The sequence below is a fragment of the Telluria sp. LT2P80 genome (genome assembly GCF_059685955.1).
In genome coordinates this window covers 134,942-148,039 of record NZ_JCASIO010000006.1, presented here as the reverse complement: position 1 = coordinate 148,039, position 13,098 = coordinate 134,942, and the positions used below count along the sequence as shown (strand labels likewise).

The 13,098-nt window shown below is 60.8% G+C and carries 12 protein-coding genes; 1 reads left to right on the top strand and 11 read right to left on the bottom strand.

What is annotated here, in order from left to right; all coding sequences use genetic code 11:
• Positions 1–19: 19 nt before the first annotated feature.
• From AC56LW_RS16555 to AC56LW_RS16525, 7 genes are all read right to left on the bottom strand, one after another.
• Positions 20–289, bottom strand: coding sequence for a hypothetical protein (locus AC56LW_RS16555; RefSeq protein ID WP_499636109.1), 270 nt, complete (start codon positions 287–289; stop codon positions 20–22).
• 555 nt (positions 290–844) lie between these two features.
• The gene (locus AC56LW_RS16550) at positions 845–1,816 is read right to left on the bottom strand and encodes a phytanoyl-CoA dioxygenase family protein (protein ID WP_499636106.1); all 972 of its coding nucleotides are present in this window, start codon (positions 1,814–1,816) and stop codon (positions 845–847) included.
• Positions 1,817–2,469: 653 nt separating this feature from the next.
• Positions 2,470–3,243: an enoyl-CoA hydratase gene (locus tag AC56LW_RS16545; RefSeq protein ID WP_499636103.1), complete on the bottom strand. Its 774-nt coding sequence runs from the start codon at positions 3,241–3,243 to the stop codon at positions 2,470–2,472.
• A 121-nt stretch (positions 3,244–3,364) separates the two neighbouring features.
• A complete protein-coding gene (locus AC56LW_RS16540; RefSeq protein ID WP_183554062.1) occupies positions 3,365–4,561 on the bottom strand; it encodes an acetyl-CoA C-acyltransferase in 1,197 nt (398 codons plus the stop codon).
• 24 nt (positions 4,562–4,585) lie between these two features.
• A complete protein-coding gene (locus tag AC56LW_RS16535) occupies positions 4,586–6,982 on the bottom strand; it encodes a 3-hydroxyacyl-CoA dehydrogenase/enoyl-CoA hydratase family protein (RefSeq protein ID WP_499636100.1) in 2,397 nt (798 codons plus the stop codon).
• Between the two features lie 33 nt (positions 6,983–7,015).
• A complete protein-coding gene (locus AC56LW_RS16530; protein WP_183554066.1) occupies positions 7,016–8,806 on the bottom strand; it encodes an acyl-CoA dehydrogenase C-terminal domain-containing protein in 1,791 nt (596 codons plus the stop codon).
• 47 nt (positions 8,807–8,853) lie between these two features.
• Positions 8,854–9,471: a TetR/AcrR family transcriptional regulator gene (locus AC56LW_RS16525; protein ID WP_332530595.1), complete on the bottom strand. Its 618-nt coding sequence runs from the start codon at positions 9,469–9,471 to the stop codon at positions 8,854–8,856.
• Positions 9,472–9,798: 327 nt separating this feature from the next.
• Here AC56LW_RS16525 and AC56LW_RS16520 point away from each other — a divergent pair, with 327 nt between their 5' ends.
• Positions 9,799–10,209 carry a hypothetical protein gene (locus AC56LW_RS16520; RefSeq protein ID WP_499636096.1) on the top strand — a complete coding sequence of 137 codons (411 nt, stop codon included), beginning with the start codon at positions 9,799–9,801 and terminating at the stop codon, positions 10,207–10,209.
• Between the two features lie 12 nt (positions 10,210–10,221).
• On the opposite strand, the gene AC56LW_RS16515 is transcribed toward AC56LW_RS16520, so the two are convergent.
• The 4 genes from AC56LW_RS16515 to AC56LW_RS16500 form a co-directional block, all read right to left on the bottom strand.
• The gene (locus AC56LW_RS16515) at positions 10,222–10,608 is read right to left on the bottom strand and encodes an RNA-binding S4 domain-containing protein (protein WP_183554073.1); all 387 of its coding nucleotides are present in this window, start codon (positions 10,606–10,608) and stop codon (positions 10,222–10,224) included.
• Positions 10,609–10,620: 12 nt separating this feature from the next.
• Positions 10,621–11,781: a cardiolipin synthase ClsB gene (gene clsB / locus AC56LW_RS16510; RefSeq protein WP_332530598.1), complete on the bottom strand. Its 1,161-nt coding sequence runs from the start codon at positions 11,779–11,781 to the stop codon at positions 10,621–10,623.
• Between the two features lie 4 nt (positions 11,782–11,785).
• Positions 11,786–12,598 carry an endonuclease/exonuclease/phosphatase family protein gene (locus AC56LW_RS16505; protein ID WP_332530599.1) on the bottom strand — a complete coding sequence of 271 codons (813 nt, stop codon included), beginning with the start codon at positions 12,596–12,598 and terminating at the stop codon, positions 11,786–11,788.
• 133 nt (positions 12,599–12,731) lie between these two features.
• Positions 12,732–12,941 carry a hypothetical protein gene (locus tag AC56LW_RS16500; protein ID WP_183554079.1) on the bottom strand — a complete coding sequence of 70 codons (210 nt, stop codon included), beginning with the start codon at positions 12,939–12,941 and terminating at the stop codon, positions 12,732–12,734.
• Positions 12,942–13,098: the final 157 nt, after the last annotated feature.

Below are 13,098 nucleotides of genomic sequence, written 5' to 3'. Positions count from 1 at the left end.
AGCGCACGATCAGCTGTTTTCAGCGATTTTCGGGATCGGCACGCCGTTCCGGCGGATCGCCCTCTTCGAAGCCGGCGACAAACACCAGCAGCACATCATTCAGGATTTTTTCCTGGCCTGCTTCGAGCAGCGCATTGGCCACCCGCGACAGTTCGACCGGATCGGCCTTGCCATAACTGCCATCGATTGCCCTGCGCGTTACCTTGCCAAGTTCAAACGCCAACTCGGCGGCTGCAGTACTTTCTGTAGATCTCATATCACCCTTTGTCGTGTCGAGCGAGCGCTCCATGCAAAACCGCCATCGTTAGCGGTCCCGGTTCCATGCATGATACCGGCGAATCGAGAAATGAGATTTCTCGCGATGTGCGTTCATGGATGCTGGGAGTCAGATTGCCAAATACAGAATGCAGGCGTTGGCACTCCTGGAAGCCAGCGATGTAATTGACCATGTCAATCCTGGCTTCTGCATGATTCACATCATCGCAGACCAGAATGCCTAGCATACTCGGCGCCACGTTTGGGCCACGGGTCTGCGCAAGAAAGGTCGAGCATGACAGCCAAGTACAACCAGCCGATGCCATTCCAGATGCAGGTGATATCCGGGGCACAGGCCAGATCAGCGCTGCTGGGTCGAACTGCCTGGCAAGGTGCTCGCACAACATGCAGGACATGCGTGCTGTGGGTCGTGTCCACGAACCTGCACTTCCAGACTGGCTTCAGGCGGACCAGCAATGGTAATAAGAACCACTGACCGAACGAGGGAAGCCACTATGGCGCGTTCAAGGGCCCCCTAAGGAAATCCAGGAGACGAGATCACCCTATCCGATCCAAGCCTCACTTCATATCAGGCTGTCATCAGTCGATTTACGTATTTTTGTAGTTTCAATGAACCGGTATAGGGCACTGGCTCATACTTAAATAATGGACATGGCAACAGGCCATATTGCACGCCGAGCATTAGCCTGGGATTGGCTGTTGGAATGCTCCCTTTGTGCAAACCACGTGTATCAATGAAAAAGGTCGTTCCGGCGCTGCCGAGAATCACCTTATGCTCTCCACCGACCTGATTGTCTGGGAGAGGATGGAGACGTACTGGCATTCTGTCGAGATGGGTACCGGTTGCAAAGGTGTGAGGTCCACATTCAGCGTCCACATCTGTAAGATACACCATTAGTTTGATGCTGCCCATTTCACAATCACGATGGAATCTTTGTACTTTATCCGGTGTATTTGAATGAGGAAAAGTCCACCGAAGACTCATCCCCGTTATGACTGGCATGAATCCAAGATACTCGCAAGCCAATGTCAGGATGTCTGGATGGTTAGCGAGTTCCATCACGTTGGGACAGTTGACTACGGTAGACAGTGGGTAATCGCCGATTGTGCAGTTTTCAGGAACATCATCTAACGAAAAAGTTTTTCCAGATCCTTTGGTATCCAGTATGGGACAAGTTAAAAGATATGAGTGGATTTCTTGACATTGCACGTCAGAAAGAATGGGAGCCAATTCGATGTAGCCACGGCTTTTAAAATCTTTTAACTCGGCTCTTGGTTTTGGACCAGCAAGCGTGCAGTGCGGAAAGCAGCGTAGTAAAAAAAAGAGCAAGATGCGATGAGAGAATCGTCGAACTTTAAGATTGGTGATAAGCCGCTGACAATAATAAAATCCTAGCCGGAGGCGCTCGATCATAGATGCAGATGCAAAAGTGATGTAATTTTGCACAATCATAGTCCTTAACTTAGCTGAGCCAGCGATACCACCATTTTCATCGCTCACATGCGGTCTAACGGCATCGAGATAAGAACGATTTCCCATTAAAATTTCACTAAAAAAGATAACACATCAGCAACCAGGCGTGCGGCGTATGGAAGATTATTGGATCATGATGCACAATTTGTATTCTATTAGCATAGACTGCTGCAAAATTGATTTAGATCAAACCGTATTTATCTGCAAGAGTTACAGATATTCCCTACTCATGAAGATGCGTATTCATCGTGGGCTTCATCGCTACGTCCAGCAAATCGATGATTACAGTAGAAGCACAGCATTGCTTGAATCCGGAAGGACCGATTGCGTTGTGCTCCATCGGGCCGTATCGAAGGAGACAGGTGTCGGCTTGTTGATGCTGGCTCGGGGTGCACAGCTTTAAAGGCCAGCGATGTAATTGGCCACGTCAAGTTTAATTTCGGCCTGATTCGCGCAATTGCATTGCCAAACGCGCTTCATCTTTACATCCGGGAGAAGCGTACAGCGACGGCGTTCTCCCAGCAGTACCTTTGCGGCTCATGCTGCAAACGAAGCCAGACTTCGTCAGCATGGCCGGATACTGGTCGCTCACATACTGGCGGCCGCGACCGGAATGGGCAACCAGTCCAGCCGCTGGACGGCATGCCTGTATCGGCATGCGCGAAAAACCACGACACTTCGCATGTCACTTGACGGCTCTGCAGCCGCCAGTTCGCCAGCTAGTCGAACTTGCTGAAATCCGGCTTGCGCTTCTCGAAGAACGCGGTGAAGGCTTCCTTCGCTTCGGCGCCGCCCAGCATCGCGCTGAACTTCTCATTTTCCGCCGCGATGGTGTCCCTGACGTGCGCGGTGCGCGCGCGGCGCATCAGCGCCTTGGTGGTGCGGATCGAGGCTGGGGGCAGCTTGACCAGTTTTGCCGCCTGCGCCTGCGCGAACGCGAGCAGTTCCGCTGCCGGCAGCACGCGCGCGACGATGCCCATCTCCAGCGCTTCCTGGGCCAGGAACGGCTCGCCCAGCATCAGCTTTTCGGCGGCGCGCGTGTAGCCGGCCGACTGCGCGACCAGCAGCGACGAGGCAAACTCAGGGCACAGGCCCAGCTGCGAGAACGGCATCGAGAATTTGGCGTTGTCGGCCGCGTAGACCAGGTCGCAATGCATCAGGAGCGTGGTGCCGATGCCGACGGCGGCGCCGGCCACGGCAGCCACCACCGGTTTGGTGCAGCCTTCCAGCGCCAGCATGAACTGGAACACCGGACGCTCCGGCGTCATTGCGCCTTCGCCGGTGTTGTTCAGGAAATCGTCGAGGTCGTTACCGGCGGTGAAGATCTCGGGCTGGCCGGTGATCAGGATGGCGCGGACCGTCGTGTCCTGCTCGGCGGCGCGCAAGGCGTCGGCCATCGACTGGTACATCGCGCCGGTGATCGCGTTCTTGCGTTCGAGGCGGTTGAAGGTGATCGTGAGGATGCCGTCGGCGGTCGTGGTGAGGATGCTCATGTGGTTGTCTCCCGTTTATTCTTGGGCTGGTTGGACGCGTGGGCGGGAGACCCGCCCACCCTACACAGTCGATTGTAGGATGGCCCGGTCTCCCGCCCACGCGGTGATCGTACTGGCTGGCTTAGACGCGTTCGATAATGCCCGCAGCGCCCATGCCGGCGCCGACGCACATCGTCACCATGCCGTACTTCAGGTTATTGCGACGCAGTGCGTGCACGACGGTCGCGGCGCGGATCGCACCGGTTGCGCCCAGCGGGTGACCCAGGGCAATCGCGCCGCCCAGCGGGTTGACCTTGCTGGTGTCCAGGCCCAGGTCGCGGATCACGGCCAGCGCCTGCGCGGCGAAGGCTTCGTTCAGCTCGATCCAGTCCAGCTGGTCCTGCGTGATGCCAGCGGCGGCCAGCGCTGCAGGAATCGCGAACTTCGGACCGATGCCCATGATTTCCGGCGGCACGCCGCGCACGGCGAACGACGAAAACTTGGCCAGCGGCGTCAGATTGTGCTCGCGCAGGATTTTTTCGCTGACGACGATCAGGGCGCCGGCACCATCCGACATCTGCGACGACGTGGCAGCCGTGACCGAACCCTTGGCCGCAAACACGGGCTTGAGTTTGCCCATGCTTTCCATGCTGGCGTCGGCGCGCGGGCCTTCGTCGGTGTCGACCGTGCGGGTCTTGACGTCGATCTGGCCGGTGGCCAGGTTTGGCGTGCGGGTAATGACCTCGACCGGCGTGATCTCGTCCTTGAAGTGGCCGGCCTGCTGCGCGGCGATGGCGCGGCGGTGCGATTCCAGGCCGAAGGCGTCCTGGTCTTCGCGCGAGATCTTCCACTGGTTCGCGACGTTCTCGGCCGTCAGGCCCATGCCGTAGGCCAGGCCCACGTTCTCGTCCTTGAACGTGTCCATGTTGATCGACGGGTGGTGGCCCATCATCGGCACCATCGACATCGATTCGACGCCGCCGGCGATCATCACGTCGGCTTCGCCCACGCGGATGCGGTCGGCGGCCATCGCCAGTGCGGTGATGCCCGAGGCGCAGTAACGGTTGACCGTCACGCCGCCCACGGTGTTCGGCAGGCCAGCCAGCACCACCGAGTTACGGGCGATGTTGAAGCCCTGCTCGGCTTCCGGGAACGAGCAGCCGATGATCGCATCGATGATCAGCGCCGGGTCCAGGTTCGGCACGGCTGCCATGGCGCCGCGGATCGCGTGCACCAGGAGGTCGTCCGGGCGGGTCTTGTTGAACATGCCGCGCGGCGCCTTGCCGATCGGGGTGCGGGTCGCTGCGACGATGTATGCGTCTTGAAGTTGTTTGCTCATGTCAGTGTCCTGTTCTGTCGACGCTTAGTTGCGCACTGGCTTGCCGGTCTGCATCATGCCCATGATGCGTTCCTGCGTTTTCGGATTGTTCAGCAGCGCCACGAAGGCTTTGCGCTCCAGGTCGAGGATCCACTGCTCGCTGACCACACTGCCCTGGTCGATGTCGCCGCCAGTGACGATCTCGGCGATGGTGTCGCCCAGCTGGTAGTCATAGGCCGAGATGAAGCCGCCGTCGCGCATATTGACCATCTGGCCGCGGATCGTGCCCCAGCCGTAACGGCCGGTGACCGGGAACGTGCGGCGCGCCGGTGCGCGGTAGCCAGCGTCGGCCATGGCGCGCGCCGTGGTTTTCGCCACGTGCAGCAGTTCGTAGGCGTTGAAGACAATCACGTCGTCTTCTTTCAGGTAACCCATGGCCTTGGCTTCCAGTGCCGACTTCGACACTTGCGCGGTGGCCGCGTTCATGAAACCGTTCTTCAGGAATTGCAGGATATCGTTGCCCTTGGCTTCGGTTGCCGCGCGCAGCGCTGCTTCCTTCAGGCCGCCGCCGGCAGGCACCAGGCCCACGCCCACTTCGACCAGGCCGATGTACGACTCGATCGACGCGACACGCTTGCTCGCATGCAGCGCCAGCTCGCAGCCGCCGCCCAGCGCCAGGCCCGCCACTGCGGCGACGACCGGCACGTTCGAGTACTTGAGCGCCATGAAGGTGTCCTGCAGCTCACGCACGATCGGCTCCATCGCTTTCGCGCCGCCGGCCATGAAGGCTGGCAGTGCCGATTGCAGGTCGGCGCCGGCCGAGAACGCGCCGCCTTCAGCGGCGTCGGTGTTCCAGATCACGATGCCCTTGAAGCCGGTTTCGGCTTCTTTCAGCGCGCGCTGCAGGCCCTTGATGACGCCATCGCCGATGACGTGCATCTTGGTCTTGAGCGAGACGACCAGGACTTCATCGTCCGAGTGCCACAGGCGCACGGACTCGTCTTCGAAGACGGTGGTGCCAGCGGTTTTCGGATCGGCGCCGCCCAGGCCCACGACCGGTGCGCGGAACTGCTGGCGCTTGTACACAGGCAGATCCGACAGCGGCACATAGCCGCTCTTGGCAACCGAGTACGAACCTTCAGGGGTGTGCACACCCTTCTCGGCGACCGAACCCTCGAACACCCAGGCTGGCAGCGGTGCAGTCGACAGCGCCTTGCCGGCGTCGATGTCTTCCTTGACCCACTGCGCGATCTGCGTCCAGCCGGCGCCCTGCCACGTTTCGAACGGGCCGACGCTCCAGCCGAAGCCCCAGCGCATGGCGAAGTCGATGTCGCGCGCGTTGTCGGCGATCGATTCGAGGTGGAACGCGATGTAGTGGAACGCGTCGCGGAAGATCGCCCACAGGAACTGCGCCTGCGGGTTGGTCGATTCACGCATGGCCTTGAACTTCTTGACCGGGTCTTTCTCTTTCAGGATGCGGCCAACGATGTCGGCTGCCTTGGCGCCGCCGGTGACGTACTCACCCGTGGCGAAGTCCAGGCGCTGGATCTCCTTGCCGACCTTCTTGTAGAAGCCGGCGCCGGATTTCTGGCCCAGTGCGCCTTTTTCGATCAGCTTGGCCAGGATGTCCGGCGTCTTGTAGACGCTGAAGAACGGGTCGTCCTTCAGGTTGTCCTGCATGGTCTTGATCACATGGCCCATCGTGTCCAGGCCGACCACGTCCGCGGTGCGGAAGGTGCCCGACTTGGCGCGGCCCAGCTTGGCGCCGGTCAAGTCATCGACCACGTCCACCGACAGGCCGAATTTCTCGGCTTCGACGATCGTGGCCAGCATGCCGAAGATACCGACACGGTTGGCGATGAAGTTCGGGGTGTCTTTCGCGCGCACGACGCCCTTGCCCAGGGTCGAGGTCAGGAACGTTTCAAGCTGGTCCAGGATGTCAGGACGGGTGTCCGTGGTCGGGATCAGTTCGACCAGATGCATGTAGCGCGGCGGGTTGAAGAAGTGCACGCCGCAGAAACGGGCCTTCAGTTCGGCGTCGAAGCCTTCGGCCAGCTTGTTGATCGACAGGCCCGACGTGTTCGATGCAAAGATCGCGTTTGGCGCGATGTGCGGCGCGACCTTGGCATACAGGTCGTGTTTCCAGTCCATGCGCTCGGCGATGGCTTCGATGATCAGGTCGCAACCGGCCAGCACGTCGAGGTTGTCTTCGTAGTTGGCCACTTCGATCAGGGCCGCGTCATCCTTGTTGCCCAGCGGGGCTGGCGACAGCTTTTTCAGGTTCTCGATGGCGCGCAGGACGATGCCGTTCTTCGGGCCTTCCTTGGCAGGCAGGTCGAACAGCACGACTGGCACCTTGGCGTTCACGCAGTGGGCGGCGATTTGCGCGCCCATCACGCCGGCGCCCAGCACGGCGACTTTCTTGACGATGAAATTGGACATGTAAGATTTCCTTGTTGGGTTGGGCGTGATTGCTTAGAACAGGTCGGCGTCCAGCGCCGTCAGGTTCGCGGCGCCCGAGCGTGCCTGGCGGATCAGCATCGCGGTTTCCGGATACAGACGTGCGAAGTAGAAGCGGATCGTCGCCAGCTTCGATTCATAGAAGCGGTCGCCCGAATCGAGCTTGGCCAGTGCGATCTTGGCTTGCTGCGCGAACAGGTAGCTGTAGACCAGGTGACCGGCCACGCGCAGGTAAGGCACGGCGGCCGCGCCCACTTCGTCCGGGTTCTGGAAGGCCTTCATGCCGATTTCCATCGTCAGCTTGGTGACCTTGTCGCCCAACTCGCCCAGTGGCGTGACGAATTCGGACATGTTCTCGTCCAGGCCATTGTCTTCGACGAAGCTCTTGATCTTCTCGCCGAACTTGCGCAGCTTGGCGCCGTTGTCCATCAGGATCTTGCGGCCCAGGAGGTCCAGCGACTGGATCGTGTTGGTGCCTTCGTAGATCATGTTGATGCGCGCGTCGCGCACGTACTGTTCCATGCCCCATTCGGCGATGTAGCCGTGGCCGCCGTACACCTGCATCGCTTCGGAGGTCGCGATCCAGCCGTTGTCGGTGATGAAGGCCTTGATGATTGGCGTGAGCAGCGCGACTTCGTCAGCCGCTTCCTTGCGCACGTCTTCATCGGTGTGGTTCAGTTCGCGGTCGATCTGCAGCGCGACGTACGACGAGAATGCGCGACCGCCTTCGGCGAAGGCTTTTGCGGTCAGCAGCATGCGGCGCACGTCCGGGTGCACGATGATCGGATCGGCTGGCTTGTCCGGTGCTTTCACGCCCGACAGGCTGCGCATCTGGATACGGTCTTTTGCGTAAGCCAGCGCGTTCTGGTACGCCACTTCGGTCAGGCCGAGCGACTGCATGCCCACGCCCAGGCGGGCCGCGTTCATGAACACGAACATCGCCTGCAGGCCCTTGTGCGGCTGGCCGATCAGCGTGGCGCGTGCATTGTCCAGGTTCATCTGGCAGGTCGAGTTGCCGTGGATGCCCATCTTTTCTTCGATGGCGCCGCAGGCGATGCCATTGCGCTCGCCGATCGAGCCGTCTTCGTTCGGCATGAACTTCGGCACCAGGAACAGCGAGATGCCTTTCGAGCCTTCCGGTGCATCCGGCAGGCGCGCCAGCACCAGGTGGACGATGTTGTCCGAGATATCGTGTTCGCCGGCCGAGATGAAGATCTTCGAGCCGGTGATCAGGTAGGTGCCGTCGCCTTGCGGTTCGGCTTTCGAGCGCAGCAGGCCCAGGTCGGTGCCGCAGTGGGCTTCGGTCAGGCACATGGTGCCGGTCCATTCACCCGAGACGAGCTTTGGCAGGTACAGGCGTTTCTGGTCGTCGGTACCGTGCTCGAGCAGGCACTCGTAGGCGCCGTGCGACAGGCCCGGGTACATCGACCAAGCCTGGTTCGACGAGTTGAGCATCTCGTAGAACGAGTTGTTCAGCGTGATCGGCAAGCCCTGGCCGCCATATTCGGGATCGCATGCCAGCGCAGCCCAGCCGCCTTCGACATACTGTTTATACGCCTGCTTGAAGCCCTTCGGCGTGGTCACGCTCTTGTCGGCAGCATTGAAGGTGCAGCCTTCGCGGTCGCCCGAGTGGTTCAGCGGGAACAGCACTTCCTGGGTGAATTTTGCACCTTCTTCGAGTACCTGGTTGATGATGTCGGTATCGATTTCCTGGTATTTCGGCAGATTCTTGAATTCTTCGGTGACATTGAGGAACTCGTGCAGAACGAACTGCATATCCCGGATTGGCGCGACGTACTGACCCATGGTTTTCTCCTGAAGAGTGTGACGATTGTTGGACGTGACAGGCGGCCTTATGCCGCCTGGTGGTCTTGCGATTGTTGGGAATTGCGGTAATTTTCGATCAGGCGTTCAAAGCCGGCCCGGGCCCGTTCGACGGCGCCCGGATTGCGCAGGAAACGCGCATCGTGGTGCAGCGCCAGGATCAGCCCGTGCATCTCGAACACCAGTTGCTCGGCATCGAAACCGGTGTGCAGGTGCCGCAGCTCGATCGCCTGCTCGACACTGCGCAGCAAGGCGCCCTGCCACGCGCGGACCATCGACACCAGCTCTTCGCGGATCGGGCCTTCGCGGTCGTCGTATTCGACGGCGCCACTGATATAGATGCACCCGGACGCGATCTCGACCGACACCCGCTTGACCCAGCGCGTGTACATCGCCACCAGGCGCGGCAGGCCGCGGGTTTCCTTGATGCTCGGGTAAAAGACCTCTTGCTCGAAGCGGTGGTGGTACAGCTTGACCACCTCGAGCTGCAGGTCTTCGCGCGAACCGAAGTGCGCGAACACGCCGGACTTGCTCATGCTCATCCGGTCGGCCAGCAGGCCGATCGTCAAGCCTTCGAGGCCGTTGCGGCTGGCGAGTTCGAGCGCGACGTCGAGAATTGCCGCCCGCGTCTGCTCGCCCTTGCGCATGAATTTTGCTGAAGTACTGATAGCTTCCCCTGGTCTCGAAAAAATCCGAACGCTCGTACTATTATCTATCGGGCCTGGAATGTCAAACGGGAACTTAGAGGTGCGGTTCTATTGATGAAAAACAACCCGCGACACCCGGAGAAAGCGCCTTTTGCTGACGGCCCGGCTTGCAGGCGAGCGGCAGAAAACAGTTGTTTCATCTGCTAAAGGTACAGCATTTTCGGGGTGACCGGTGCGTCATTTACGAGCACGGCGCACCCGTTTGCAGCTTGACTGTTACCATTAATAATCCAGCAACATTCAGCGCGCCGACGAAAGGTCCACAGCATGAGCAGCAACGATCAGAATCAACAGATCGTCGAACCCGACGACAGCGCGCTGCAAGTGGCAATTCGCGCTTTCTCGCTGCAGGAAGGTGGCACCGAACCCGCTCAGGCAGCGGCAGCAGGCGCTGATTCGATGCAGCATTTCCTGGTGCTGATCGGCCACGCCAGTGCGCGGCTGGACAGCGGCGCGACGGCGGACGACGCAGTTGCCGACCTGGTCCGGCGCGGACTGGACCGGGACACGGCGCAGGTCGTCGTCGACAAGGCCGTCGATGTCGTCGCGTCGAACCGGGCGCTGGAAAGTGCGCAACCCGCACAGCAGGTGCGCGCCCGATCCGGCAAGAGCATCCGGGTCTTCGCCATCGTGCTGGTGGTCGTCGCGCTGGTCGTGGCCTTGCTGGTCATGCGATAGCGCCCGCCACGTCTATTCGCCCGCCTGCTCCATGGCGCGGCGATCGCGCTTGGTTGGCCGCCCCTTGATTTCCAGGCTCGGTTCCGGATACAGGCGCCGCGCGACTTTGTCGAGTTCGCGCTTGGCGATGCTCTCGTCGGTTTCGAAATACAGCGTGCGCGCCACCGGGGCACCGCCGCGCGCGCCTGAAATGGCCGCGACGATGATTTCCCAGCGATCCGAGCCGTTATCGATCAGCATCTTGTCGTTGATCTTGACCGTGCGCGCCGGCTTGACCGGCTCGCCGTCGATCCGCACCCGGCCCCGCTCGACCGCATCCTGGGCCAGCGAGCGTGTCTTGAAAAAGCGTGCTGCCCACAGCCATTTGTCCAGTCGGACGTTCTCTTTGTCTTTGTCCATCGTTATCCCTTATTACGCATACCCGATGGCGCACACGCGCATCACCAGTTTGTAGCCGACATACGCGCAGCCGTTGACGGCGCGGCGCAGCCAGCCGATGTCGGCAAATTCCTGTGGACAGACTTCGACCCCGTCCGCGATGCCCCGTTCGATGTGCGCGCGCATCGACGCGGCAAAGACCGGATCGTCCACGACGATATTGGCTTCCTGGTTTACGAACAGCGACAGGCCATCGCAGTTGCTCGAGCCAACCGTGGCCCAGTGGTCATCCGCCACCGCCACCTTGGCATGCAGTTGTGTCCTGCGGTACTCGACCACGCGGATGCCATCGGCCAGCAGTTTCGGATAGAACGATTGCGCCACCGCGTCCTGGATCGCGAACTCCCCCACCCCGATCAAGAGCGTGACGGCGACGCCGCGCTGCGCTGCATGCGCGAGCGCCTGGCGAAACTTGCGGCCCGGCGCAAAATACGGCGTGGCCAGCAGCACGCTGTGGCGCGCATGGCCCAGCGCCTGCAGATAGGCGCGCTGGATCGTGGTGCGGTTGCGCAGGTTGTCGCGCACGACGAAGGCGGCGCGCGCGGGACTGGCGCACGACGGTGGCGGCTGCTTGCGCATTTCGCGGAACAGTTCCAGGCGCTTGCGCAGCCGCAGGCGGCCCGTGCGGGTCCACTGCCCTTGCGCTTCGTGATGGATCTGCGCGACGAGCGGGCCGCGCACCCGCACCGTGAAATCCCAGCGCGGCGCCGGCAGGCGACGACCGTCGGCGTGGTCGCACAGCCAGTCGTCGTTGACATTGATGCCACCGACAAACGCAACCTCGCGGTCGATCACGGTGATCTTGCGGTGCGAGCGGGCGATGCCGCGCTTGCACAGCGGATTGAACACCCGGTACTGGGCGCCGGCCTGGGTCAGCACCTGGCCCAGCCGGGAGGTGACGCGGTGGCCGGTGCCGAACCAGTCGACCAGTACCCGCACCTTCACGCCGCGTTTGGCGGCGCGCGCGAGCGCATCGCGCACGGCATCGCCTGTTTCGTCTTCGGCAAAAATATAGGTTTCGAACAGGACTTCGTGGCGGGCAGCGTCGAGCGCGGCAATCAGCGCCGGGAAGAATGCAACGCCGCTCTCCAATAGCGTGATGTCGTTATTGTCGACGAAGGTGACGCTGCGCATGGCCTCAGGCCAGCTCGAGTTCCGCCACGATCGGTGCGTGGTCGGACAGCTTGGCCCACAGGGCCCCGTGCATCACTTGCGCCGAGTTGACCTTGAAGCCGCGCACGTAGATGCGGTCCAGGCGGAACCACGGCAGCATCGCCGGGAACGTGCGCGCCGGCGCCAGGCGCGGCTTGCGCCCGGCCCAGCTGCGCACCATGTCGCCCATCGGCGAACGCGGCCCCAGCTCGTCGAACACTTCGCACACGCCCAGGCCGGCGCGCAGCTTGTCGCTCAGCGTGTTGCGCCAGTCGTTGAAGTCGCCCGCGATGATGACCGGCTCGCCGTTCGGCGCCGACGAATTGACGGCGTCGATCAGCGACTGCGTCTGGCGCCCGCGCCCGCCTTCAAACAGGCCCAGGTGCACGACATAGCAGTGCACCGGACACTCGGGCGTACCCAGCACGCAGTGCAGGATGCCGCGCTGCTCGTAGGCATGGTCCGAGACATCGTGGTTGTGCGAGTTTTCGATCGGGTAGGTACTGAGCAGTGCATTGCCGTGGTGACCGTGGTCGTAGACCGCGTTCATGCCATAGGCCGTGTGGTGCAGGTCGGAGGCGAAATAATCGTACTGGGCGGTTTCAGGCCAGTGGCGATGGCCACGGTCTTCCTTGCCGAAGCGTGCCTGGTGCCGGTCGTGCCGGCCCTGGACTTCTTGCAGGAAGACGACGTTGGCGTCGAATTCAGCGATCGCTTTCTTCAGTGCGATCACGCGGGGCGTGCTGCGCAGCGAGGAAACGCCCTTGTGAATGTTGTAGGTAGCCACACGAATTTTCATGGGAACATTCTACCCGGATCGGACTGCCGTTCTCGTGAAACGGACCCAATCGTGCGCTTATTAAAGCGCTGGCGCGTTCGGCAGGTTGCCAGCTCTCGCACTCTTTTTAGAAACCAACAGTAACAAACTGCCTTCAGGCGATCGCGTGCGCCTGGTCGTACACCGCTTCGTGGCCCGAGACGATCATGCGGCGCGGGCGGTGTGCAGCCGCCTCATCTTTTTGGGCGCGGGGCGCCATCGGGCCACACAAACGCAAGCCATCCATCAGGTCGATATAGATGCAATCGTCGCCGAGTGTGATTGCTTTTACTTTCTTGTCGCTATTCAGTTTGAAGTTATCCATTTTTCTCTCAGAATCATCCACTTAAAAGTTGCACATCAAAAATTCACACTGGGTGAACTATTGACCTTAGACTACTGATTTCTGACTGTCAACCGTGGAATATATGGTGCCCATCCGTTGGCAACCATATTTAATTCATTCGCGAAAGGTGTCACCA